General features: G+C 71.7%; 20 protein-coding genes. 5 read left to right on the top strand and 15 right to left on the bottom strand.

What is annotated here, in order from left to right:
- Window positions 1–75: 75 nt before the first annotated feature.
- From ABD355_RS07700 to ABD355_RS07665, 8 genes are all read right to left on the bottom strand, one after another.
- The gene (locus ABD355_RS07700; protein ID WP_344399341.1) at window positions 76–1,236 is read right to left on the bottom strand and encodes an NAD(P)/FAD-dependent oxidoreductase; all 1,161 of its coding nucleotides are present in this window, start codon (window positions 1,234–1,236) and stop codon (window positions 76–78) included.
- On the bottom strand, window positions 1,233–1,595 hold the full coding sequence (locus tag ABD355_RS07695) for a bifunctional 3-phenylpropionate/cinnamic acid dioxygenase ferredoxin subunit (RefSeq protein WP_030928447.1): 363 nt from the start codon (window positions 1,593–1,595) through the stop codon (window positions 1,233–1,235). The genes ABD355_RS07700 and ABD355_RS07695 overlap by 4 nt, the downstream gene beginning before the upstream one ends.
- A gap of 199 nt (window positions 1,596–1,794) precedes the next feature.
- Complete coding sequence (locus ABD355_RS07690) at window positions 1,795–2,424, bottom strand: MBL fold metallo-hydrolase (RefSeq protein WP_344399340.1); 630 nt, start codon at window positions 2,422–2,424, stop codon at window positions 1,795–1,797.
- Entirely contained in the window at window positions 2,424–3,509 is a 1,086-nt protein-coding gene (locus tag ABD355_RS07685) for an S-(hydroxymethyl)mycothiol dehydrogenase (RefSeq protein ID WP_344399339.1), read from the bottom strand. Before ABD355_RS07685 ends, ABD355_RS07690 begins: the two co-directional genes overlap by 1 nt.
- A gap of 590 nt (window positions 3,510–4,099) precedes the next feature.
- Window positions 4,100–6,028 (bottom strand): glycosyltransferase family 2 protein, encoded by a 1,929-nt coding sequence (locus ABD355_RS07680; RefSeq protein ID WP_344399338.1) that lies wholly within the window; start codon window positions 6,026–6,028, stop codon window positions 4,100–4,102.
- A gap of 101 nt (window positions 6,029–6,129) precedes the next feature.
- A complete protein-coding gene (locus ABD355_RS07675) occupies window positions 6,130–9,504 on the bottom strand; it encodes a pyruvate carboxylase (protein ID WP_344399441.1) in 3,375 nt (1,124 codons plus the stop codon).
- A gap of 113 nt (window positions 9,505–9,617) precedes the next feature.
- On the bottom strand, window positions 9,618–10,079 hold the full coding sequence (locus ABD355_RS07670; protein WP_344399337.1) for a (2Fe-2S)-binding protein: 462 nt from the start codon (window positions 10,077–10,079) through the stop codon (window positions 9,618–9,620).
- A 32-nt stretch (window positions 10,080–10,111) separates the two neighbouring features.
- The gene (locus tag ABD355_RS07665; protein WP_344399440.1) at window positions 10,112–12,202 is read right to left on the bottom strand and encodes a xanthine dehydrogenase family protein molybdopterin-binding subunit; all 2,091 of its coding nucleotides are present in this window, start codon (window positions 12,200–12,202) and stop codon (window positions 10,112–10,114) included.
- Between the two features lie 298 nt (window positions 12,203–12,500).
- Here ABD355_RS07665 and ABD355_RS07660 point away from each other — a divergent pair, with 298 nt between their 5' ends.
- The 4 genes from ABD355_RS07660 (at window position 12,501) to ABD355_RS07645 (ending at window position 16,382) form a co-directional block, all read left to right on the top strand.
- Window positions 12,501–13,778, top strand: coding sequence for a YhgE/Pip domain-containing protein (locus ABD355_RS07660; RefSeq protein ID WP_344399336.1), 1,278 nt, complete (start codon window positions 12,501–12,503; stop codon window positions 13,776–13,778).
- A gap of 12 nt (window positions 13,779–13,790) precedes the next feature.
- Window positions 13,791–14,321 carry a GNAT family N-acetyltransferase gene (locus tag ABD355_RS07655; protein WP_344399439.1) on the top strand — a complete coding sequence of 177 codons (531 nt, stop codon included), beginning with the start codon at window positions 13,791–13,793 and terminating at the stop codon, window positions 14,319–14,321.
- 357 nt (window positions 14,322–14,678) lie between these two features.
- Window positions 14,679–15,038 (top strand): DUF779 domain-containing protein, encoded by a 360-nt coding sequence (locus ABD355_RS07650; protein WP_344399335.1) that lies wholly within the window; start codon window positions 14,679–14,681, stop codon window positions 15,036–15,038.
- Between the two features lie 192 nt (window positions 15,039–15,230).
- A complete protein-coding gene (locus ABD355_RS07645; protein ID WP_344399334.1) occupies window positions 15,231–16,382 on the top strand; it encodes a phosphodiester glycosidase family protein in 1,152 nt (383 codons plus the stop codon).
- A 27-nt stretch (window positions 16,383–16,409) separates the two neighbouring features.
- Here ABD355_RS07645 and ABD355_RS07640 read toward each other — a convergent pair whose 3' ends face one another.
- The 6 genes from ABD355_RS07640 to ABD355_RS07615 all read right to left on the bottom strand — a co-directional run bounded on the left by ABD355_RS07640 (window position 16,410) and on the right by ABD355_RS07615 (window position 21,608).
- On the bottom strand, window positions 16,410–16,604 hold the full coding sequence (locus ABD355_RS07640; protein ID WP_115914139.1) for a hypothetical protein: 195 nt from the start codon (window positions 16,602–16,604) through the stop codon (window positions 16,410–16,412).
- Between the two features lie 111 nt (window positions 16,605–16,715).
- The gene (locus ABD355_RS07635; RefSeq protein WP_344399333.1) at window positions 16,716–17,576 is read right to left on the bottom strand and encodes a phosphatidylinositol-specific phospholipase C/glycerophosphodiester phosphodiesterase family protein; all 861 of its coding nucleotides are present in this window, start codon (window positions 17,574–17,576) and stop codon (window positions 16,716–16,718) included.
- 181 nt (window positions 17,577–17,757) lie between these two features.
- The gene (locus ABD355_RS07630; protein WP_344399332.1) at window positions 17,758–18,849 is read right to left on the bottom strand and encodes an acyl-CoA dehydrogenase family protein; all 1,092 of its coding nucleotides are present in this window, start codon (window positions 18,847–18,849) and stop codon (window positions 17,758–17,760) included.
- The gene (locus tag ABD355_RS07625; RefSeq protein ID WP_344399331.1) at window positions 18,846–20,027 is read right to left on the bottom strand and encodes an acyl-CoA dehydrogenase family protein; all 1,182 of its coding nucleotides are present in this window, start codon (window positions 20,025–20,027) and stop codon (window positions 18,846–18,848) included. Before ABD355_RS07625 ends, ABD355_RS07630 begins: the two co-directional genes overlap by 4 nt.
- A complete protein-coding gene (locus ABD355_RS07620) occupies window positions 20,024–21,001 on the bottom strand; it encodes an NADPH:quinone oxidoreductase family protein (RefSeq protein ID WP_344399330.1) in 978 nt (325 codons plus the stop codon). Before ABD355_RS07620 ends, ABD355_RS07625 begins: the two co-directional genes overlap by 4 nt.
- A gap of 109 nt (window positions 21,002–21,110) precedes the next feature.
- Window positions 21,111–21,608: an Lrp/AsnC family transcriptional regulator gene (locus tag ABD355_RS07615; protein WP_344399329.1), complete on the bottom strand. Its 498-nt coding sequence runs from the start codon at window positions 21,606–21,608 to the stop codon at window positions 21,111–21,113.
- Window positions 21,609–21,706: 98 nt separating this feature from the next.
- Between ABD355_RS07615 and ABD355_RS07610 the strand changes: the two genes are divergently transcribed.
- Entirely contained in the window at window positions 21,707–22,918 is a 1,212-nt protein-coding gene (locus ABD355_RS07610; protein WP_344399328.1) for a trans-sulfuration enzyme family protein, read from the top strand.
- 255 nt (window positions 22,919–23,173) lie between these two features.
- Here the strand turns inward: ABD355_RS07610 and ABD355_RS07605 are convergent, their stop codons facing one another.
- Window positions 23,174–24,889, bottom strand: coding sequence for an IlvD/Edd family dehydratase (locus ABD355_RS07605; protein ID WP_344399327.1), 1,716 nt, complete (start codon window positions 24,887–24,889; stop codon window positions 23,174–23,176).
- Window positions 24,890–24,924 lie beyond the last annotated feature (35 nt).

Genomic DNA, 24,924 nt, shown 5'->3' with positions numbered 1-24,924 from the left:
ATCGATATCCGGCTCCGCCGGGGGGCGCGACCAGCCACAACGGCGGCGCGGGCGAAACACGACCCATCTCGCTGCTCACCGCGGAGCGCCAAGCTGCTTGCGCCAGCGGGTGAACAGCCGCGGCTGGTTCATCCCGAGCACGGCGACCGGCTGTCCGGCACGCCGGTAGACGGCCAGGACGTTGCGGTCGTCCGCAGCGCCCTCCTCGACCGTCACACTGTCGGCGCCGGCCGCATGACCGGCGAACTGGATCTTCACGCCGTACTGGTCCGACCAGAAGTACGGCGGCCGGGGCACACCCGGCTCCACCGCGCCGCCCGCCAGCAGCGTGGCGACGGCGGCGTCCGGGCGCTCGCGCGCGCCGGTCCAGTGCTCCACGCGGCGATGGGTGCCCGCGCGGGGGTCGTACCAGTTGGCGCAGTCGCCGACCGCGACCACACCGGCGAGGCTGGTGCGGCCGTCCGCGCCGCACTTCACCCCGTTGTCGAGGGCGACGCCGGAGCCTTCCAGCCACTCGACGCACGGGCGGGCACCCACACCGACGACGACGATATCGGCGGGGACGCTGCGACCGTCCTCCAACAGGACCGCGTCGACCTGACGCTCACCGCTGAGCCCCTTGACGCCCACACCGCACAACAGCCGTACGCCGTGATCCGCATGGAGCGCGGAGACGATGGCGCCCATGGTCTCGCCGAGCGGGCCGGCGAGCGGCGTCGGGGCCGCCTCGATCACCGTCACGTCGAGCCCGAGGGCGTAGGCCGTGGAGGCGACCTCGGCCCCGATGAAGCCGCCGCCGATCACCACGAGGCGTCCACCGCGGGCCAGTTCGTCCCGCAGGGCGCGGGCGTCGTCCAGGGTGCGCAGGGTGTGCACCCCGCAAAGCCCCTCCGCACCCGGCAGGGTGCGTGCGGCGGCGCCGGTCGCGATGACGATGCCGTCGGCGCGGAGCTCACTGCCGTCGGCGAGCCGCACGGCACGGCGGTCGCGGTCGAGGCCGCTCGCGCGGGCGCCGAGCAGCCACTCGGCCTGCAGGTCCTCGTCGTCCGTCTCCAGCACGAGGTCGGCTTCGCCGATCGTGCCGGCCAGGAACTCCTTGGACAGCGGTGGCCTGTCGTACGGGCGGTGGGTCTCGTCGCCGATGACGACGAGCCGCCCGTCGTAGCCCTGCCTGCGCAGTGAGCGTGCCGCCGACAGGCCGGCCAGCGAGGCGCCGACCACGGCGACCGTTCTCACGCGGGACCTCCGGCGAGGCGGGAGGCGATGCAGGGCGGCAGGTTGGGGGCGTCGGTCGACACCTGGACGTAGATCATGCCGTCCTCGACGACCACCTCGTGCGTCCGCACCGGCAGCTTGGCCGGCGGGGCGTCGACGGCGCCGGTGCGCAGGTCGAACTTGGAAGCGTGCAGCGGGCATTCCACCTCGCAGCCCTCCAGCCAGCCGTCGGCGAGCGAGGCGTCCTGGTGGGTGCAGGTGTCATCGATGGCGAAGACCTCGCCGTCATCGGTATGGAACACCGAGACCGGCGGATCGATGTCGAGCCGGAAGGCCTCACCTCGCGGGAGATCCGCGAGACGGCACACGGGAATCATCATGACACCTCGGTGCGTATAACGAAACGGATTGCGGTAAGCGCAACATCAGTCTGAGGTCGCCCTGAACCCTTGTCAAGGAGTTCAGGGGCCCCGATGACCCCTGCCGGATGTTCCATTTAGCGCAACAGTGAGCGCTATAGGCAACAGCAGCAAGGCAGGGGTCGGCACCAGGATCAGTGCCTTCGAGCAGGTCAGCAGGTCAGTGACCGCGTGCGATCCAGTCCTGCAGATGCGGGGCCTCCGCACCGATGGTGGTCGCGTCCCCGTGGCCGGTGTGCACGACGGTGCCGCCGGGCAGGGACAGCAGCCGTTCCCGGATGGACTCGATGATGGTCGGGAAGTGGCTGTACGACCTTCCCGTGGCCCCCGGTCCGCCCGCGAAGAGCGTGTCACCGCTGAAGAGAGCGCCGAGCGCCGGCGCGTACAGGCAGACCGCTCCGGGGGCATGGCCGGGCGTGTGCAGCACGGTCAGCTCGACGCCCCCCACCGTCAGGACCTGGCCGTCGGCCAGTTCCGCGTCGGGCGCACGCTCCGGGTGCGTCTGCTTCCACAGCGGCAGGTCGTCGGGATGGAGGAGGACCGGGCCGCCGGTGCGCGCCGCGAGGTCGGGCGCGGCGTCGATGTGGTCGTTGTGGGCGTGGGTGCACACGATCGCCCGCAGGGTCCGGTCGCCGACGGCCTCGGCGATGGCCTGGGCGTCATGGGCCGCGTCGATGACGATCACCTCGTGGTCGTCGCCGATGATCCATACGTTGTTGTCGACGTCCCAGGTGCCGCCGTCCAGCGAGAACGTGCCCGAGGTGACGAGGTGTTCGATGCGGGCGGCCATCAGAGCACCACCACCGAGCGCAGCACGTCGCCGCCGTGCATCCGCTCGAAGGCCTTCTCGACCTCGTCCAGGGCGATGGTCTCGGTGACGAAGGCGTCCAGGTCCAGACGGCCCTGCAGATAGAGGTCGATGAGCATGGGGAAGTCGCGGGAGGGCAGGCAGTCGCCGTACCAGGACGACTTCAGCGATCCGCCGCGTCCGAAGACGTCCAGGAGCGGCAGCTCCAGCTTCATCTCCGGGGTCGGCACACCGACCAGGACGACCGTGCCGGCGAGGTCGCGGGCGTAGAAGGCCTGCTTGTACGTCTCCGGGCGGCCGACCGCCTCGATGACGACGTCGGCGCCGTGGCCGCCGGTCAGCTCGCGGATCGCGTCGACGGGGTCGGATTCCCTGGAGTTGACGGTGTGGGTCGCGCCCAGCTTGCGGGCGGTCTCCAGCTTCCGGTCGTCCAGGTCCACCGCGATGATCTTCGCGGCGCCGGCCAGGTTCGACCCGACGATCGCGGCGTCGCCGACGCCACCGCAGCCGATGACCGCCACGCTGTCCCCGCGGCCGACGTTGCCGGTGTTGATCGCGGCGCCGATGCCCGCCATCACGCCGCAGCCCAGCAGGCCGGCGGCGGCCGCAGAGGCGGCGCGGTCGACCTTGGTGCACTGCCCCGCCGCGACCAGCGTCTTCTCCGCGAACGCGCCGATGCCCAGCGCCGGGGACAGCTCGGTGCCGTCCTCCAGGGTCATCTTCTGCTTGGCGTTGTGGGTGTTGAAGCAGTACCAGGGGCGCCCGCGCAGACAGGCCCGGCACTGCCCGCACACGGCACGCCAGTTGAGGATCACGAAGTCACCGGGGGCGACATCGGTGACGCCCTCCCCCACCGACTCCACCACGCCCGCGGCCTCGTGGCCCAGCAGGAAGGGGAACTCGTCGTTGATGCCGCCCTCGCGGTAGTGCAGATCGGTGTGGCAGACCCCGCAGGCCTCGACCTTCACCAGCGCCTCGCCCGGACCGGGGTCGGGCACGATGATCGTCTCCAGGCTGACGGGGGCGCCCTTGCCCCGCGCGACGACTCCACGGACCTGGTGCGTCATGGCCACTCCTCGGCTGGTACGAGACTGAGTCAGATGTTGCTCAATACGGCACAGATTTCATGTGCCGCAACACAGCATCCTGGAGCACAGACGCCGGGTCAAGGCTCTCGGAGGCGCGCGGTCGACATCGGCGATCCCAACCATTGACGGACGTTTCCGCCCCTCTTGCCGTAGCGATCGTCACGACAACTGCAGCCTCGGCCACGCGGGCGGCTTCGTGCCGTACGCCTCACACCGGAAGGCCGTCGCGATCGCGAGCGACACCGGACGCAGCCCGCCGAACGACCTGCGCGGCTGCTAGTTCGACACCCCGCTGTCCTGCGGCCAGGCGGCCCCGCCCCCCTGCTCGCCTTCGCCCGCCCCGGACACGTCCTCTTCGGCAGCGACTGGCCCTTCGCCCCGACCGCGGCCGGGCAGTACTCCGCGAACGGCCTGGACACCGGCGTCGATCCCGGCATACTCGCGGCCGTCAACCGCACCAACGCCGAAGCCCTGTTTCCCGGGCCTGCGCGGCGCCCCGGTGTCGGCTCCGGTTCAATCCCCCACCGTCCGTCTGCGCCGGTCCGCCGGCACCCGGTAGGGCCGCAGACTCAGCGGCCCAACCGCCGCCGTACCCGGCGTACCTGCCCGTTGTCCGCGACCGAGTCGAGGAGCCGGCGGCCGGTGCCGGGCTCGTACGCCGGGCCCTCCAGGCGGAGCAGGGCGCCGTCGCGGACGACGGCGTGGGCGACCGGGGTGTCCGTCTTCGGAAGGGTGACCGGGTGGCGGCCGGCCGGAAGGGCGAGACGGGCGGGCAGGCGCAGTTCGGCCGTTATGCCCTCGGGGGCGGGGATCAGCTCGGCGTCCAGGGTCAGGGAGGAGACCGTGACCTTGATGCGGGCCGGGGCTCCGGCCGCCGCCGCTATGTACGGCAGTGGCAGGGAACGCCTGCCGCGTCCGGTGTTCGCCGCGGCGGCGCCGGCCGTGTCGGGGCCGAGCCTGCGCTGGCGCTGGTCCACGTCGAGGGCGAGCTGGCCGCCGGCCGTCCAGTACGGGAGCGCGAGGCGGCCACCGGTCAGTGCCGGGCCCGTGGCCGGGGCGCCCGGGGTGCCGTCGCCGGTGACGCGGACCATCCGGTCGATGCCGAGGAGCTGGACGTACGCCCACACGTCGTGCACCCCGCGCTCCAGCGGACGGCCGCCGGCCAGGCGCTCGGGGTCGAGGAGCAGCCGTCCGGAGGCGACCAGCCGTGAGCGGCCCTCTCCGAGCGGCTCCAGGCGCACCTCCAGGTCACCCTCGGGGTACCACCAGTCCTCGCGGTCGCGGTCCTTGACCACCAGTTCCGCGTACGCCAGCCGGAACGGGTCGCGGACCTCCCAGCCGTCCTCCGCGCCGGGCACGCCGGCCAGCAGCTCGGGGTCCAGCCATCGCTTGCCGTCCCGCTCGACGAGGGCCAGGGGTTCGCCGTCACCGCGCAGCAGGTCGAGGGTGACGTCGGCAACCAGCCGGCCGCCCTCCCAGCGCAGTGCGCCGACCTCGCTGCGGGCCTTCACCTCGCGGACCCGCTCGGCCAGAGCCACCGCGCCGTCGAAGTCGCCGCGTTCGAGGAGGTCGGCGCGCAGCCGGGACACGGTGGGCAGGCCTTCGCGTACGGCCGCCGGGAACTCCGTCAGCGCCAGTTCGCGGGCCGCCTCGAAGCGCTGCCTCTGCTCGGCCGGGTCCTCGCGCAGGATCTCGGGCTCGCGGGTGCGGGAGAGGATCTCGACGTGGTAGAGGCGGTGCAGAAGCCGGTTCTGCAGGGCGTCGATGTCGTCGGAGGCCTCGGTGCCGTCCTTGATCTGACGGACGATGGTGCGGCAGTTGGACCAGAAGCCGTGCCGGGGGCTGAACCGGTGCTGGGTGTTGTTGCCGCCGTCGTCCCGCTTCATCCAGTAGTAGCAGGGGTAGTCGGCGAGGATCGAGATCCGCTCCGCCTTGAGGTAGGCGGCGCTGACGAAGAGCAGGTCCTCCAGGATCCAGGGACCCTCCGGGAAGCGCAGGCCGTGCTCCTCGACGAAGGCGCGCCGGAACATCTTGTGCGGCGACATGCTCTGCATGAGCTCGTCGTTCTCGATGGTGCAGGCGTCTACCGTGTGCCGGAACAGCCGTCGGGGCCGGACCATGGTGGTGGACATCTTGCCGAGCACCACGTCGGCGTCGTTGCGCTTGGCGAACTCGTAGAGCCGCTCCAGCGCCTCGGGGCCGAGGGTGTCGTCGTGGTCGACGAACTGGATGTACTCGCCCCGGGCGTGGCTCATGCCCAGGTTGCGCGGTGCGCCGGGCCAGCCCGAATTGGGGCGGGTGTGCACCTGCACGTTCGGGTGCTTTGCCGCGATCTTCTCCAGGCGGGCCAGGGTGTCGTCCGTCGAACCGTCGTCGACGTAGATGACCTCGTACTCGTCGGCGGGCAGGGACTGTCCCAGCAGCGACGGCGCGCACTCGTCGACGTACTTCCCGGTGTTGTACACGGGCACGACGACACTGACCTTGACTCTCGGCATCCCACAGACTTTACCTGCCCGCCGGCGGTCGACGTCGAGGCAGCGGGCCGGGGTCGATGCCGTCGGCATCGACCCCGGCCCCCGCCGCGGAGTGCCCCGGCTCAGCCGATCTCGACGAGGAGGTCGCCGCCCTCCACCTGCTGGATCCTGTTGATGGCCAGCCGACCGACGGTGCCCGCCTTGGGGGCGGTGATCGCGGCCTCCATCTTCATCGCCTCGATGGTGGCCACCGTCGCACCGGCGTCCACCTCGTCGCCCTCGGCGACCGCGAGGGTGACCACGCCGGCGAACGGGGCGGCGACATGGCCCGGGTTGGTGCGGTCGGCCTTCTCCGTCACCGGGACGTCGGAGGCGGCCGCCTTGTCGCGCACCTGGATCGGGCGGAGCTGGCCGTTCAGGGTGGACATCACGGTCCGCATGCCGCGCTCGTCGGCCTCGCCGACCGCCTCCAGCTCGATCAGCAGCCGGACACCCGGTTCGAGGTCGACGGCGTACTCCTTGCCCGGGCGCAGCCCGTAGAAGAAGTCCTTGCTGTCCAGCACGCTGGTGTCGCCGTAGGCCTGACGGTGGGTCTCGAAGTCGCGGGTCGGACCGGGGAACAGCAGCCGGTTGAGGGTGGCGCGGGGCTCCTTCGCCAGGCCCTCGCGATCCTCCCTGCTCAGCTCCTGCACGGGCCTGGGCTCGGCGCGGCCCTGGAGTGCCTTGGTGCGGAAGGGCTCCGGCCAGCCGCCGGGCGGGGTGCCCAGCTCGCCGCGCAGGAAGCCGATGACGGAGTCCGGGATGTCGTACCGGTTCGGGGTCGCCTCGAACTCGGCGGGATCCACCCCGGCGCCCACCAGATGCAGGGCGAGGTCGCCGACCACCTTCGAGGACGGGGTGACCTTGACCAGGCGGCCCAGCATCCGGTCGGCGGCGGCGTACAGGTCCTCGACCTCCTCGAAGCGGTCGCCGAGGCCGAGCGCGACGGCCTGGGTGCGCAGGTTGGAGAGCTGACCGCCGGGGATCTCGTGGTGGTAGACGCGGCCGGTCGGGGAGGCGAGGCCCGCCTCGAAGGGGGCGTAGACCTTGCGGACGCTCTCCCAGTACGGCTCCAGATCGCCGACCGCCTGGAGGTCGAGGCCGGTCGGGCGGTCGGAGTGGTCGGTCGCGGCGACGATCGCCGACAGCGACGGCTGGGACGTCGTGCCCGCCATCGACGCCACCGCGCCGTCCACCGCGTCCGCGCCCGCCTGGATCGCGGCGAGATAGGTGCCGAGCTGGCCGCCCGCCGTGTCGTGGGTGTGCAGGTGGACCGGGAGGTCGAACTCCCGCCGTAGCGCGGACACGAGCTTGGCGGCGGCCGGGGCGCGCAGCAGGCCCGCCATGTCCTTCACGGCCAGGACGTGCGCACCCGCCTCGACGATCTGCTCCGCGAGGCGAAGGTAGTAATCCAGCGTGTACAGGCGCTCGTTGGGGTCCGACAGGTCGGAGGTGTAGCAGAGGGCCACCTCGGCGATCGCCGTGCCCGTCTCGCGTACGGCGTCGATGGCGGGGCGCATCTGGCCGACGTCGTTGAGTGCGTCGAAGATGCGGAAGATGTCGATGCCGGTGGCGGCGGCCTCCTGCACGAAGGCGTCGGTCACCTCGGTCGGGTACGGGGTGTAGCCGACGGTGTTGCGGCCGCGCAGCAGCATCTGCAGACAGATGTTGGGGACGGCCTCACGCAGAGCGGCCAGGCGCTCCCAGGGGTCCTCGGCCAGGAAGCGCAGGGCGACGTCGTACGTCGCTCCGCCCCAGCACTCCAGGGACAGCAGCTCGGGCAGGGTCCGCGCGACCACCGGGGCGACCGCGAGGAGGTCCTTGGTGCGGACGCGGGTGGCGAGCAGCGACTGGTGGGCGTCGCGGAAGGTGGTGTCGGTGACGCCGATGGTCGGCGACTCGCGCAGCGCGCGGGCGAACCCCTCCGGGCCGAGCTCGACCAGCCGCTGACGCGAGCCGGCGGGCGGCTCGCCCGCGGGCAGCACCGGCAGCTTGCTCACGGGTTCGATCAGTTCGGGGCGCTCGCCGTTCGGCTTGTTCACGGTCACGTCGGCCAGGTACGTGAGCAGCTTGGTGCCGCGGTCGGCGGAGGAGCGGGAGGTGAGCAGGTGCGGGCGCTGTTCGATGAACGACGTCGTCACGCGCCCGGCCTGGAAGTCCGGGTCGTCGAGGACCGCCTGCAGGAACGGGATGTTGGTGGCCACACCGCGGATGCGGAACTCGGCCACGGCGCGCCGGGCCCGGCCGATCGCGGCCCTGAAGTCCCGGCCTCGGCAGGTCAGCTTGACCAGCATCGAGTCGAAGTGGGCGCTGATCTCCGTACCCGCGTGCGTGGTTCCGCCGTCCAGGCGGATGCCGGAGCCGCCGGGTGAGCGGTAGGCGCTGATGCGGCCGGTGTCAGGGCGGAAGCCGTTGGCCGGGTCCTCGGTGGTGATACGGCACTGCAGGGCCGCGCCGTGCAGCTTCACCGTCTCCTGGGACAGGCCGAGGTCGGCGAGGGTCTCGCCGGAGGCGATGCGCAGCTGGGACTGGACGAGGTCGACGTCGGTGACCTCCTCGGTGACCGTGTGCTCGACCTGGATGCGGGGGTTCATCTCGATGAAGACGTGGTTGCCGTCGCGGTCCAGCAGGAACTCGACGGTGCCCGCGTTGCGGTAGCCGATCTCGCGGGCGAAGCGGACCGCGTCGGCGCAGATGCGGTCGCGCAGCTCCGGGTCGAGGTTGGGTGCGGGGGCGAGTTCGACGACCTTCTGGTGGCGGCGCTGGACGGAACAGTCGCGCTCGTAGAGGTGGATGACGTTGCCCTGGCCGTCGGCGAGGATCTGCACCTCGATGTGGCGGGGGTCGACGACGGCCTTCTCCAGGAAGACGGTGGAGTCGCCGAACGCGGAGGCCGCCTCGCGGGACGCCGCCTCGATGGACTCGCGCAGCTGCGCCGGGTCCTCGACGCGCCGCATACCGCGCCCGCCGCCGCCCGCGACCGCCTTCACGAACACCGGGAAGCCGATCTCCTCGGCGGCGCGGACGAGTTCGTCGACGTCGGTGGAGGGCGCGGAGGAGCCCAGCACCGGGACGCCGGCCGCGCGGGCGGCGGCCACCGCACGGGCCTTGTTGCCGGTCAGCTCCAGGGTCTGCGCGCTCGGCCCGACGAAGGTGATGCCCGCTTCCTCGCAGGCCTTGGCCAGCTCCGGGTTCTCGGACAGGAAGCCGTAACCGGGGTAGACGGCGTCGGCGCCCGCCTGGCGCGCCGCGCGGACGATCTCCTCGACGGACAGATACGCGCGGACGGGGTGGCCCGGCTGGCCGATCTCGTACGCTTCGTCGGCCTTGAGCCGGTGCAGCGAATTTCGGTCCTCGTGCGGGAAGACGGCGACGGTCCTTGCGCCCAGCTCGTAGCCTGCGCGGAACGCCCTGATCGCGATCTCACCACGGTTGGCTACCAGCACCTTGCGGAACATCGCCGCTCCCTTCAGCCTGCGGATGACGTCCCCCATGGTGTCGGTGACATGCCCTTCTGGCCATGTGAGCCGGGCCACTCACCCCGCGTGTCGTCGCGCAGACCGAAGAATCGTCAGGAACGGAGGTCGGCCGCCGCCTTTTTGATGGCCTCGCGGATGCGGGCGTAGGTGCCGCAGCGGCAGACGTTCTCGATGCCGTCGATGTCGGCGTCGCTCGGCTCGGGCGTCTTCTTCAGCAGGGCCGCCGCGGCCATGATCTGCCCGGGCTGGCAGAAGCCGCACTGCGAGACGTCGCAGTCGATCCAGGCCTGCTGCACGGGGTGCAGGGTGTCGCCGTCGGCCAGGCCCTCGATGGTGGTGACCGTGCGGTCCGCGCACTCCTTGACCTTCACGACGCAGGGCTGGAACTCCTCCCCGTCGAGATGGCTGGTGCAGGCGCGGCAGACGCCGACGCCGCAGCCGTACTTGGGGCCGGTGACGTGCAGCAGGTCGCGCAGCACCCAGAGCAGCGGCATGTCGGCGGGGGCCTCGACGGTGACCGGTCTGCCGTTGAGGGTGAAGGAGTAGGAGGGCATCGATACCTTCTCGGAGGCTGGTCCGGGGGCGGTCAGAAGTTGAGCGGGAAGCGGCGGGGCCTGGTGCCGGTGGCGCGGGCGTAGGCGTTGGCGACGGCTCCGGAGGCGGCCGGGACGCCGAGTTCGCCGGCGCCGCCGGGCTCCCCCGCGGACGGCATGATGTGCGCCTCGAAGTGCAGGGGGGCATGGCGTTGGCGGGCCCACTGGAAGTCGGCGAAGCTGCCCTCGCGCACGGCGCCGCGGTCGATGTGCAGGCCGGCCTGCAGCACGGTGGAGATCCCGTCGACGGCGGTGCCCATGAGCTGCGCCTCCAGGCCGCGCGGATTGACGGCGGTGCCGACGTCGGCCGCCATCACCACCTTGGTCACCCGGGGGTGCTTCGGATCGGTCGCGTCGATCTCGGCGAGACAGGCCACGCAGGAGCCGTACTCCTCGTGGACCGCCACACCCTGCGCGTGCCCGTCCGGCATGGTCCGGCCCCAACTCCCGGCGGCGGCCACCTTGTCGAGGACCGCCTTGACGGACCTGCTGCGCAGTGTCGTACGGCGGAAGGCGACAGGATCCTTGCCGAGGCTCCCGGCGATCTCGTCGACGACGATCTCCTCGGCGGTGCGCACCATCCCGGAGTCCACGGACCGCCAGGCGCCCAGCGGGATCGCCAGTTCGATACCGCCTGCATCTGCGGAGAGGCGCCCGAAGTGGTACAGCCCGGAGTCGCCGGGCCGCGGCCCGGCCGTCTGCACGCGCCCCGGCCGCCGTACGAAGGCCGCTTGGTTCGCGGTTCCCTTGTCGGCGGACGATTCGCCCACCCCGGCCATCGCATGGCTGAAGGCGACCACCCTGCCGTCGGCGTGGCTGGCGCGGAAGCGGTGGTGGGTGGCGGGGCGCATCCTGCCGTGGCGGGTGTCGTCGCCCCGGCTCCACATCAGCTTGACCGGCCGGTGGGCCGCCTTCGAGATCAGGGCCGCCTCGATGGCCGCGTCGAAGTTCAGCCGCCGTCCGAAGGAGCCGCCGCCGCGCAGCACATGCACGGTGACCGCGGACGCCGGCAGTCCGGTCGCCGAGGCGATGCTGTCGCGGGCGTCCGTCGGCGTCTGCGACGAGAACCAGATCTCGGCCGTGTGGGCGCGTACGTCGGCGATCGCGGTCAGCACCTCCATCGGGGCGTGGCTGACGAAGGCGAACTCGAACTCGGCCTCCACCTGCGTCGATCCGTGCGGCGGAGAGCCCAGGTGCGGGACCGCGGCCCTCAGCCGGGAACGGATCTGCGCGTCGGACAGAGAGGCCAGCGGGCCGGGCGCCCACTTGATCTTCAGGGCGTCGCGTGCCTGGAAGGCGTGGTGGAAGGACTCGGCGACCACGGCGACCCCGCCGGGAACCTTGACGACGGCGTGCACACCGGGCAGGGCGCGGGCCGCCCGGTCGTCGACCGAGACGAGCCTCCCGCCGAGCGTCGGCGGCCGGGCCACCACGGTCGGCTTCGCACCGGCCACCGACAGGTCCCCGGTGTACTGCGCCTTTCCGGTGACGATGTCCCGGGCGTCGATACGCGTCGTGGGCCGGCCGATCAGCTTGTGCCGGGAGGCCGGCTTGGGCTCGGCGGACACGGCCGTACGGCGGATCCGGGCGGCGCTCGCGCTCAGCGAACCGAAGGTGGCGGTGCGGCCGTCCGGTGCGATCACCATCGTGTTCCCGGTGCGCAGGCTCCAGGCGGGCAGATGCCAGCGTCTGGCGGCGGCAGTGACCAGTCTGGCGCGTGCGGTGGCCGCGAGCCGGCGGGCCGGGCCGTACAGGGAGACGACCGAGTTCGAGCCGCCGGTGTACTGGTTGCCCTTGGTCCGGGCGTCCGCCAGGGGGATGTCGACGTCGGCGAGGCGGGCGTCGAGCTCCTCGGCGATCATCATGGCGACGGCGGTCGTGATGCCCTGGCCGACCTCGACCCGGGGCAGCCGTACGACGATCCTGTTGGCGTGCGTGACCTCCAGGACGAGCATCTCGGCGTCGGCGCCGGTCACGAGGACGTCGGACGGTCCGCGGGCGGGCTCGGAGCCCTGCGCCGGGGAGGTGTCGCAGGCGAGCGGGGCCGCGACGGTGAGCGTCGACGCCGCCAGGGAGTACACCATGAACCGGCGGCGGGACACCGCGCGCCGTGGGGCGCCTGTGTCCTGGGCCGGGCCGGTGGGTGCGGCGGAGGACTCGATGCCGTCCAACAGACACTCCTCGCGGGGTCGTCCGACTGATGGGTCAACAGGTAGGAGGGGCCGCTCGGACCGTGGGTTGCCCGGGAGCCGTCACGCCGCCGTGCGGTTAGGGAACTGTCGCGCGCGGCCCGGCTGCCGCGGCGCCCGCTCCTCCGTAGGCTCTGCTTGCTGTAGAGGAGCCGTGAGGCAGACGTTCCGTCCCCCCAACCTACGGAGAACCATGGCCGACGCCAGCCCCCGGGCCCGTGCCGTCACCCTGCTGGGCCGCCCCAAGCTGTGGCTCATGCCCACCGTCCTGACCGGACTGCTCGCCTTCCTGCTGGCCCTGCTGTACATGGGCGGCATCGTCAACCCACAGCGCGATCTGCACCATCTGCCCATCGCCCTGGTCAACGCCGACACCGGCAGACCGCCGGCCGGGCAGCAGCAGAACGCGGGCACGCAGATCGCCGCGGCCATCACCGCCGACAGGTCGAACGACAAGGCCGAGTGGCGCACCCGCACCCTCGCCCAGGCCCGGGACGACCTCGACTCCGGCAAGGTCTACGGCGCCCTGGTCATCCCCTCCGACTTCACCGCGTCCATCACCGCGCTGACCACGCCCGGAGCCACCGCGCGGCCGACGATGACGGTGCTCACCAACCCCGGCAAGGGCAGCCTGGGCTCCTCCCTCGCCAGTCAGATCACCACGGCGGCGGCGCACCAGGCCTCGCAGACCATCGGCAGACAACTGACCGCGGCCGTGGGAACGCGGGCGAACTCCACGACCAAGCTGCTGCTGGCCGACCCGGTGAACGTCGTCACCCAGGTCGGCCACCCGATCGGCAGCCACAGCGGCCTCGGGCTGAGCGCCTTCTACTACACGCTGCTGCTGGTGCTGGCCGGCTTCCTCGGCGGCAACGTCATCAGCAACGCCGTCGACACCGCCCTCGGCTACGCCGACAACGAGATCGGCCCCTGGCACACCCGCCGCCCCACCGTCCCGATCAACCGCACCCAGACACTGCTGTTGAAGATGGTTATGACCGCGGGCATCACGGTCCTCAGCGTCTCCCTGGTCATGCTCGCCACCATCAGCGTCCTGGGCATGGACGCCGGCCACATCCCACTGCTGTGGATCTACTCCTACTGCGCCTCCCTCGCGGTCGGCCTGGGTGTGCAGGCCATCAACGCGGCGTTCGGCGGCATCGGGCAGCTGGTGTCGATGTTCGTGTTCATCGTCCTTGGCCTGCCGTCCTCGGGCGCCACCGTCCCCCTCCAGGCCGTCCCCGGCTTCTACCGCTTCCTGTCCCACTTCGAGCCCATGCGCCAGCTCAGCGACGGTGTCCGCGCCATCCTGTACTTCGAGGCCCGTGGGGATGCCGGCCTGACCCGCTCCTGGATCATGATCGCGGTCGGCGCGGCCCTGGGCCTGCTCTTCGGCTTCGCGATGACGCGGTACTACGACCGCAAGGGCCACCAACGGCTGACGCCGCAGCCGGTCGCTGCCGACACCTGATGCGTGCTGATCATGAGGACCACCGACCCGTCCGAACTCGTCCGGCCGCGAACGGACGGTGACCTCGCCGCCTGCGTCGAGGTCCTGGCCGCCGTCCACCGGCACAGCGGCTACCCCGTCAACTGGCCCCGCCACCCGGCCGATTGGCTGACCACACGCTCTCAGCTCGCGGCCTGGGTGGCCGAGTGCGACGGCTGTGTGGTCGGCCATCTCAGTCTGTCCCGGGCCGCCGAGGGGGACACGGCGCCCGCAGTGTGGGCCGCCCGCGCGGGGGTCGGCGTCGACGTCACCGCCGTGGTCGGCCGGTTGTTCGTGTCACCGGCCGCACGCGGGCACGGGCTGGGCGCCGCGCTGGTGGCACGAGCCGTCGAGGAGGCCCGGACACTGGGGCTGCATCCCGTGCTCGACGTCGTCGGCTCCGACACCGCGGCGACGGCCCTGTACGAGCGCCTGGGCTGGGAACTGCTCGATGTCGTCGAACAGCGCTGGGCACCGGAGCAGGTGGTGTCGCTGCGTTGTTATGCGGCGCCCGGGCAGCCGTAATCGCCTTGCCGCGGTGGGGTGCGGCGACGATGCTGATCCGGTGTCAGGGCAGCGCAGGCGAAAACACCGGCAACGGGAAGAGCGGCGGCATGCCGCCGAACATCTCGCTCCCGGGGCCGGCCGCTGGGCGGTCGTGTTCGAGACTCAGGACGAGTCCGAATGGCGGGCGCATCTCCGGCGTCTGCGGGTCACGGACCGGCGGATCGACTGGTCGGCGGCTCGCGTGGACACACTCTGCGGACGGCTGAGGCAACCGACCACCTACCGGCTGAGTGTCTTCGTGGCGGCTCGACGCCCCGAGTGAGGGCGCGGGGTGCTGCAACCCTCTCGCAACCTTGCCCGTGCTGCCCTGAACTCATGCATGAGGAGACCCCGCGCGTCGAACTCACCCCCGCCGCCGCCGACCTGCTGCGCCGGCTGCGTGCCTCGCACGGTCCGCTGATGTTCCACCAGTCGGGTGGCTGCTGCGACGGCAGCGCGCCCATGTGCTACCCGGAGGGCGAGTTCCGCACCGGCGGCTCGGATGTGCTGCTCGCGGAACTGCAGGTCGAGGGGGTGCCGGAGCCGGTGACCTTCTGGATGTCGCGCAGCCAGTACGAGGTCTGGAGCCACACCCGGCTGATCGTGGACGTCGTAGCAGGCCGCGGCAGCGGTTTCTCGCTGGAGGCACCCGAGGGGGTGCGTTTTCTCACCCGTTCTCGCGTAGTCGGCGCATAGCCGTCCCGCGGACCACCGCGATCTGATGCACTTCCCCTGAGACCCGAGACAGTTGACGATCCCTCAGGGGGAACTGTGACGCGTCATCAGAAGCGTTTCGCAGCAGGCAGATCCGAGGCAACGGTTCGGACGTCGGTCAGATCGGCACTGGCGTTTCTCACGGCATTCGGCGCACTGGCCGGTGCGGCCCTGGTGGGGGCGGCACCGGCCAGTGGTGTGGAGAGCGGCACAGCGCTCGCGCCGGGAGTCACCTACAAGCAGTTCGACGTCCAGGGAGCCAAGGGTGTGACCCACGCCCATCTGCTCACCGTGGACCTGCGCAACAGGCACGTACGCCTCGGCCTGCTGTATCCGGGAGCCGTGGCCGCACGTGCCACCGTCTCCAGGATGGCCGACGCACAAGGGGCCGTCGCGGGCATCAACGGCGACTTCTTCGACATCTCCGAGTCCCAGCACCCGGGCGTCGAGGTGACCGGCTCGAGCGACGGACCGGCGATCGCGAACGGGCATGTGCTCAAGGCGTCCGTGCCGGACGGCCAGCGCTTCGGGCCGGCCCTGCCGCCGGGGACCACCACCCGGGACGTGCTCGGTGTGGGCGTGGACCGCAGGGCCCGGCTGGACCGTCTGACCCTCGCCGGGTCGGTCGGCACTCCGGCGGGACGGCTGCGGCTGGGCGGGTTCAACCAGTTCGCGCTCCCGGAGAACTCGGTCGGCGCCTTCACCTCCGACTGGGGCAGTGCCTCCCGGGTCCGCGCCACCTGCGGCACGGACACCGACCGGGCGGCCGCCTGCAGCACGGACACCTACGAGGTGACGGTCCGCAGGGGCCGGGTCGTCGCCACCTCCGGCACCCCCGGCAAGGGTGCCATCGCCGTGGGAACCACGGTGCTCGTCGGCCGGGAGTCGGGCGCGCAGCGGCTGCGGAAGTTCTTCAAGGGCGAGCCGGTGACGGTGACGCACCGGCTGGTCTCCGCCACCACCCGCAAGGCGTACAGCTTCGCGCTCGGCGGCTACCCCGTCCTGAAGGGCGGCCAGCCCCTCGCGGGCCTGGACGACAGGACCGGGGCCGTGCGTACGGCCGTCGGCATCGCGAACGGCGGGAAGCGGCTGCTGCTGTTCGCCCTGGACGGTGCACCCGCCTACCGCAAGGGCCTGACGATCGCCGAAGTGGCCGACACCCTGCGGGCATTGGGCTCGACCGATGCCTTCAGCCTGGACGGCGGCGGATCGACGACTTTGGTCGCCCGCGTGTCCGGGTCGGCCACCGTCTCCGTACGCAATCATCCGTCCGGCGATGCGGAACGGCCGGTCCCGAACGGAATCGGGGTGTTCTCGACGTCATGAACGACGCCATGAACGGCGTCGTGGACCTCAGGGCCTGAGGCTGCTGACGATGCCTGCCGTCGCCGTCACGCCGCTGTGAATGGTGGGCGCGATGTTCGTGCCGGCCAGGTAGAAGCCGAGCAGTGTGCACACCAGGGCGTGGGAGATCTTCAGTCCGCCGTTGCGGGTGAAGATCACCGCCAGGACCAGCAGCAGCACCACCACTGAGATGGAAATTGCCATTGTCACCCTCCTCCGCTGCGCCGCCACTTCCGGTTCGCGGCGTTCGGCCGCAAGTGTGGCGTAGCGGAGGGTTCGTCCGTGCGGCTGACCTGTCCGCCGAACGTGTGGTGTCTACGCCACCCGGTGGGCGTCCAGGAACGCCTCGAGCCCGGCGAGGTCGTCGGTGTTGAAGTAGTCGACGCCGGCGTCGAGCAGTTCGGTCCACAGGGCGTCCCGGGCGGGCCCGGCCAGGTCGGGGGTGTTCCAGAAGCGCACTTTCTGGCCGCGCGCGTGCGCCTGGCCGATGATGCCGCGCAGCTTCTGCCGCTCGGCCTCGGGGAACGGTCCGTCGCCGAGCCAGGTGAAGTTGAGCTGCCAGTTGTCGCTGATCAGCGGGATGAAGGAGGCGGGCGCCGAGGTGCCGAGGTCGGTGAGCCGGCCGTCGTAGAAGGCCCGCCGTACGGTCTGGGCCTCCATGGGGATCCGGGCGGCACGGTCGCCGGAGATCACGTTGGTGACCGCGCCGGGGTGTATGCGGCCGTGGGCGCAGGTCGTGAACAGGTGCTTGTAGCGGCGCAGATGGCGGTCGAGTTCGAGGTACGTCGACGAGCCCTCGGTCTTGATGTCGATGAGCAGCTGGAGCGGCCTGCGGTGGCCGCGGTACACGGAACCGTGGTTGGCCTTGACCAGGTCGGCCAGGGGGTCGAGGTAGAGGGACTCCAGGGTCCGCTTCGGGTCGAGCTCGTCCGCGGTGTGGCCGACGAGGAGCTGGTCGCCGACGAGGAAGATGTCGGCCTCGACGCTGCCGAAGCGGTGGTCGAGGGCGTCGAAGAGGGGACGCGGATGCTCGTAGTCGTTGTGGGCGTGGGCGCGCCACAACGGGACACGGTGCCTGTGTCCACCGGCGAACGCACGTCCGGCGGGCGGGGCGAGCACTGCCGCGAGTGTGGCGCCGAACGCGGTGAGGGCTCTGCGACGGGTGACGAGGGCCATGTTCTGCCTCCCTGTGGGGCGGGTCCGAACCACAGGGAGTATCGGGCGGAAAGGGCCCCAAGGGCCCTGTACGTGCCAGGAGTTGGCCGGACCGCCGTTGTCCGTTCACTCCTGCCGTACGACGGCATGGAAAAGCCCGCCCCAGGTGGGGCGGGCTTCACCGGGTGACCGTCGGGGGACGTCAGGGTGCCTGGAGGTCGACGAGTTCGGCCACGGCGGACCGGTGGGCGCCGGCCGTGCCGTAGGCGATCGAGTCGGCCTTGGCCCGCTTGAGGTTCAGGTGGATGGGGTGCTCCCAGGTCATGCCGATGCCGGCGTGCAGCTGGAGCGCCTCCTCGGCGGCGTGCACCGCGACCGGCGCCGCGTAGGCCTGCGCCACGGCCACCGCCACCGCCACTTCCCCGGCGGAATCCCCGTTGGCGAGCGCGTCTGCGGCATTGCGGGCGGCGGCGCGGAGGTTGACGACCTCCAGCCACAGCTGGGCGAGGCGGTGCTTGAGCGCCTGGAAGCCGCCGACGGGCCGGTTGAACTGCTTGCGCTCCTTCAGATAGCGCACGGTTTCCGTCAACGCCCAGTCGGCGAGCCCGAACTGCTCGGAGGCGAGCAGCCCGGCCGCGGACCGCAGGGCACGTCGTACGGCGGGTTCGGCGCCACCGAGCCGACGCCCCTGCGCCCCGTTCAGGGTGACGGTCGCAAGCGGCCGGGTGAGGTCGAGGGACACCTGCGGGGTGACGGTGGCCTCGGACGCGTCCACCGCGTACAGCCCGCCGTCCTCGGCCGGTACGAGCAGCACGTCCGCGGCAGCCGCGTCCGCGATGCCGGTCAGCTCCCCGTGCAGGGTGCCGTTCTCCAGTCGTACGGCGGGAAAGGCGGTGCCGGGGGCGCGGTGCAGCGCCACCGCGAGCGCGCCGATGGCCCGCCCGGAGGCCAGCCGCCCGAGCAGCTCCTCGTCCCCGCACTCCAGCAGGGCCTCGGTGGCGACCACGGCGCTGGAGAGGTAGGGCACGGGGGCTACCGCGCGCCCCAGCTCCTCCAGTACGACGGCGACTTCGCGGTGCGTGGCGCCCTGGCCGCCCTGCGCCTCGGGCACCAGCAGGCCCGCCAGGCCCATGCCGTCAGCGAGGGCCTTCCAGGCCGCGAGGTCGTGCGGGGCGTCGGACTCGGTGCGTGCGATGACGCCGGGCGCGTCGCAGTGGTCGGCGAGGAGGTCCCGTACGGCCAACCGGAGGGCCTCTTCCTCCTCCGAGTAGAGAAGATCGGGCTGTGCGCTCATCGGGCGAGGTCCTTCCATGCGACGTCCTTGTCGGTGCGCGGCTCGGACGGGAGGCCCAGGACGCGTTCGGCGACGATGTTCAGCAGGACCTCGCTGGTCCCGCCCTCGATGCTGTTGCCCTTGGCGCGGAGGTAGCGGTAGCCGGCCTCACGGCCGGTGAAGTCCACCAGTTCGGGGCGGCGCATGGTCCAGTCGTCGTACAACAGCCCTTCCTCGCCGAGGAGTTCGACCTCCAGACCGCTGAGCTCCTGGTTGAGGCGGGCGAAGGCGAGCTTCATGCCGGCGCCCTCGGGGCCGGGCTGCCCGGCGACGAGCTGCTGGCGCAGGCGTTCGGCGGTGAGCCGGGCGACCTCGGACTCCACCCACAGCTTCAGCAGCCGCTGGTGCAGGTCGTGGGTGCGCAGCTCGGGGCGCTCGCGCCAGGTCTTGGCGACCGGGGCGATCATGCCGCCCTCGCGGGGCAGCCGCATGCCGCCGATGGCGACGCGCTCGTTGTTCAGGGTGGTCTGCGCGACGCGCCAGCCGTCGCCGATCTCACCGAGGCGGCGGGAGTCGGGGATGCGAACGTCGGTGAGGAACACCTCGTTGAACTCGGCCTCACCGGTGATCTGCCGCAGTGGGCGGACGTCGACACCGGGGTCGGTCATGTCGCAGATGAAGTAGGTGATGCCCGCGTGCTTGGGCACGTTGGGGTCGGTGCGGGCGATGAGGATGGCCCAGCGGGCGTTGTGCGCGCCGGACGTCCACACCTTCTGTCCGTTGACCACCCACTCGTCGCCTTCCCGGACGGCCCGGGTGCCGAGGGCTGCGAGGTCGGAGCCGGCGCCGGGCTCGCTGAACAGCTGGCACCAGACCTCCTCGCCGATCCACAGGGGCCGCAGATAGCGCTGCTTCTGCTCCTCGGTGCCGTACTTGAGGATGGTGGGGGCGGCCATGCCGAGTCCGATGCCGTTGCGGCGCGCGTCGTTGTCGGGGGCGCCGGCGGCCTCCAGCTCGGCGTCCACGACGGCCTGGAGGGAGCGGGGCACGCCGAGCCCGCCCAGGCCCTCGGGGTAGTGCACCCAGGCCAGACCCGCGTCGAAGCGGGCCCCCAGGAAGTCCAGGCGGTCGGTGGTCGCCGGTGGGTGGGCGGCCAGCAACTCCTGTGTGCGGCTGCGCAGTTCGGCTGCGTCGGTCATGCGGCGGCTCCGTTCTCCAGGGACGGCAGGACGGCCACGCGGCCGGTGGTCACGCCGTCGGCGACACGCTGTACGGCGGCCGCGGCCCCGGCCAGCGGCACGCGCTCGCTGACCAGCGGCTTGATGGCGCCCCGGGCGGCCAGCTCGGTGAGCTGTTCGTGGCAGTGCGCGATCAGCTTCGGGTTCTTGGTGCCGTACAGGCCCCAGTGCAGTCCGAGGATCGAGTAGTTCTTCACCAGGGCGTGGTTGAGCCCCGGGTTGGGGATGACTCCGCTGGCGAAGCCGACGATCACGATCCGGCCCTCGAAGGCGACGACCTTCGTGGACTGGGCGTAGGCCTCGCCGCCGACCGGGTCGTAGACGACGTCGGCGCCGCGGCCGCCCGTGGCCTCCTTGACGGCGGCGATGACGTCCTCGCTCTTGCGGTCGATGACGACGTCGCAGCCCGACTCCCTGGCCGCGGCCACCTTGTCGGCCCCGCCGACGACCCCGATCACGGTGGCCCCGGCCGCCTTGCCGAGCTGCACGGCCGCGCTGCCGACCCCTCCTGCGGCGGCGTGGACGAGCAGCGTCTCGCCTGCTTCCAGGTGAGCGCGACGGTGCAGACCGAACCAGCCGGTCTGGTAGCCGATGTGCAGGGCGGCGGCCTCGGCGTCGTCCAGCGAGTCGGGCGCGGGCAGCAGGGTGACGGCGTCCGCGAGGGCGTACTCCGCGAAACCGCCGTACGGCAGGGCGGGGTTGGCGATGACCCGCCGGCCGTCCTCGGTCTCCCCGCAGATCTCCACGCCCGGCGTGAACGGCAGCGGCGGGCGCACCTGGTAGTGGCCCCGGCACATCAGCACGTCCGGGAAGTTGATGTTCGCGGCACGCACCTTCAGCAGCACCTGGCCGTCCCCGGGCGTGGGCCGCTCCACCTCCTCGAGCCGCATCACCTCGCTCGGCTCGCCGTTCTCGTGCACTTGCCATGCCTGCATGCGGTGCCTCCAGGGGACTGCTCTGTCTGACCGGGGTCCATCGCATACTAAGCGGTCGCTTGCCGATGAGGAAACACTTCCCACGGACAAGACTCTCGGTGGCCCGGGTTCACTCGGGCAGCACGCCGCGGCCGTCGCGGACCTCGAAGACCAGCTGGGTCTCGGTCTGCCGCACCATCGGGTGGACGGTCACATGCTCCAGGATGAGATCCCGTAGCTCTTCCGGGCTGGCCACGGCCACATGCAGAAGAAAGTCGTCGTCCCCGCCGACGTGCCACACCGTCAGGGCTCCGGGAACCTTGACCAGCCGGTCGTAGAGGGTGCGGACATGTTCGCGGCTGTGGCTGCCGAGACGGACCTTGATGATGGCGTGGATCGGGTGGCCGAGCGCGCCGAGGTCGAGCCGGGCGTTGATGCTCGTGATGACACCGGACTCCCGCAGCGCACGGACCCGGTAGGCACAGGTCGACTCGGCGACGCCCACCCGGGCCGCGAGCGCCGCGTTGGTCATCCGGCCGTCCTCCAGGAGCGCGACCAGGATGGCCAGATCGGTGCCGTCGAGCCCCGCCGCGGCGGGTTGTGTTTTCTTCAGCTGCCGGCCTGTCATGAGCCCTCCTCTTGCCGAATCTGCACCAATATCGGCCCTTGGCCATGGCTTCCACAATGACTCTTGCGGAAGGTTGTGGATCGCCTCACCCTCTGGGCATGAACTCGTCGTATCTGCAACTCGACTCCCTGGCGGTCCACGCCGGCCGTGAGGACCTGACAGAGCTCGGCGTCCACGCGCTTCCCATCGACCTGTCGTCGACCAGTCCGCTGCCGGACATCGAGACCGGCGGGCTGTCCTACGAGGCCATGGCGGGCGGAGGGACACCGCACGCGGACGGCGGAGCCGTCTACGCGCGGCTCTGGAACCCGACCGTGGCGCGGTTCGAGTCGGCGCTGGCCCAGATGGAGCACGCTCAGGCCGCCGTGGCGTTCTCCTCGGGCATGGCGGCGATGACCGCGGCGATCCTGGCGACCGTGAAGGAGACCGGCCGCCGCCATGTCCTGGCCGTCCGCCCCCTCTACGGCGGCACGGACCATCTGCTGGCCTCGGGCCTCCTCGGCACGGAGGTGAGTTACTGCTCGGCGCCGGACGTGGCCGCCGCCATCCGCCCCGACACCGCGATGATCGTGCTGGAGACGCCCGCCAATCCGACCCTCGAACTGGTCGACATCCGTGCCGTCGTCGAGGCGGCCCAGGGCGTTCCGGTGCTCGTCGACAACACGTTCGCGACGCCGGTCCTGCAGAATCCCGTCGACCTCGGTGCTGCGATGGTGCTGCACAGCGCGACCAAGTACCTGGGCGGGCACGGCGACGTGATCGCCGGTGTCATCGCGTGCGGCGAGGAGCAGGCCGCCGCGCTGCGCCGGGTCCGCGCGGTCACCGGCGGTCTGCTGCACCCGCTGGGCGCGTACCTCCTGCACCGGGGGCTCGCCACGCTCCCGGTGCGAGTACGAGCCCAGCAGGCGAACGCCCGGCGCATCGCCGCATGGCTGACGACCCACCCGAGCGTCGACCGCGTCCACTACCCCGGGCTCGACGGAGACCAGCAGGGGCTGCTCGGCCGACAGCTGAAGGGCACCGGAGCGATGATCTCCGTCGACCTACGCGGCGGCTACGAACAGGCCGCGCACACCACCTCGGCGGTCAGCCTCTTCACCCACGCGGTGTCCCTGGGCGGCGTCGACTCACTGATCCAGCACCCGGCCTCCCTGACCCACCGACCCGTCGCCCCGGAGGCCCGCCCGGCCGCCGGCCTGGTCAGGCTGTCCATCGGCCTGGAGGACCCGGAGGACCTGATGACCGACCTCGACCGAGCACTCACCACCCACCGGCCGATCCCCGTGGCGGCGGGCGTCTCCCACGCGTAGACCGCCAGGTCCTGCCGGACGAGGGAGGCCGCTCTGCGTCTCCGGTGATACCGCCGGCCTTGAAACGGTCTCCGACCCGGTCGGTGGCCTGTCGGCGGCCGGCGGGCGAACTGTGCCGGCTCACCGCCATCGCGGTTACCTGCCGGCAGCGCAACACCACCCGCTCCGTCTTCCCGGACCAGCCCCCCATCAGCGCGACACCTTCCCGTGGCCCGCGACCCCGCGACTTGCCCCAGTCCCCAAGAGGTGCGTCGCTCAGTGCGACTCGCGGCTCACCTCCGAGCCGCTGGAGCCGACGAGGAAGTCCAGGTCGGCGCCCGTGTCGGCTTGCAGGACGTGGTCGACGTAGAGGCGTTCCCAGCCGCGGCGGGGGTTGGCGAAACCCGTGAGGGTCTCCTTGTTCGGGGTTCGGCGGGCGAGTTCGTCGGCGGGTACCTCGACGTCGATACGGCGGGCTTCGACGTCGAGGGAGATGACATCCCCCGTGCGCACCAGCGCCAGGGGGCCGCCGGCCGCGGCTTCCGGGGCCACGTGCAGGACGACGGTGCCGTACGCCGTGCCGCTCATCCGGCCGTCGCAGACCCGGACCATGTCGCGGACGCCCTGTTCGAGGAGCTTTTTCGGGAGCGGCATGTTGGAGACCTCGGGCATGCCGGGGTAGCCCTTGGGGCCGCAGCCGCGCAGGACCAGCACGCTGTCGGCGTCGACGTCGAGGTCCGGGTCGTCGATACGGGCGTGGAAGTCCTCGATCGAGTCGAAGACGACCGCCCGGCCGCGGTGGCGCAGCAGGTGCGGGGAGGCGGCGGCCGGTTTGACGAGGGCGCCGTCGGGGGCGAGGTTGCCGCGCAGGACGGCGATTCCGCCCTCGGCGACGAGCGGTTGGGCGCGCGGGCGGATGACCTCCGTGTCCCAGATCGGGGCGTCGTCGAGGAAGTCGACCAGGGGGCTGCCGGTGACGGTCAGGGCGTCGGGGTCGAGCAGGTCGCGGACTTCGCGCAGGACGGCAAGGAGGCCGCCGGCGCGGTGGAAGTCCTCCATGAGGAAACGGCCGGCCGGCTGGAGGTCGACGAGGACCGGTACCCGGGAGCCGATGCGGTCGAAGTCGTCGAGGGACAGGTCGATGCCGAGGCGCCCCGCGATGGCGAGGAGGTGGACGACCGCGTTGGTGGAGCCGCCGACGGCGGCGAGCGCGACGATCGCGTTGTGGAAGGAGGCCTTGGTGAGGAAGGAACCGGGCCGCCGGTCGGCGCCCACCATGTCCACCGCCAGCCGGCCGGTGCGGTGTGCGGCCTTGAGAAGTCGGCTGTCGGGGGCGGGAGTTCCGGCCGTACCGGGCACGACCGTGCCCAGGGCCTCGGCCACCAGCGCCATCGTCGAGGCCGTGCCCATGGTGTTGCAGTGGCCGCGGCTGCGGATCATCGACGACTCGGAGCGGGTGAACTCCTCCTGGGAGAGGGTGCCGCCGCGGACCTCCTCGGACAGCCGCCACACGTCGGTGCCGCAGCCCAGGGGCGTGCCGCGGAAGGTTCCGGTGAGCATCGGACCGCCGGGTACGACGACGGCGGGCAGGTCCACCGAGGCGGCGGCCATCAGCAGCGACGGGATCGTCTTGTCGCAGCCGCCGAGCAGGACGACGCCGTCGACGGGGTTGGCCCGCAGCATCTCCTCGGTGGCCATCGCCGCCATGTTGCGCCACAGCATGGCCGTGGGACGGACGTTCGTCTCGCCGAGCGACACCACGGGCAGGTCTAGGGGGATCCCGCCCGCCTCGTACACGCCGTTGCGCACGGACGCCGCGACCTCGTTCAGGTGGGCGTTGCAGGGGGTCAGGTCGGATGCGGTGTTGGCGATCGCGATCTGCGGGCGGCCCGTGAAGGCGTCGTCCGGAGCGCCCCGCCGCATCCAGGCCCGGTGGATGTAGGCATTGCGGTCCTGGCCCTCGTACCACTGCGCGCTGCGGAGCGTCACCATGGCCTCTTCCAATAGTCGGTACGGCGCTCTAGAGT

This window comes from Streptomyces longisporus (genome assembly GCF_039532765.1).
Taxonomy (GTDB): Bacteria; Actinomycetota; Actinomycetes; order Streptomycetales; family Streptomycetaceae; genus Streptomyces; species Streptomyces longisporus.
The sequence above is the reverse complement of the archived record's forward strand: the minus strand, read 5'-3'. Positions and strand labels throughout refer to the sequence as shown.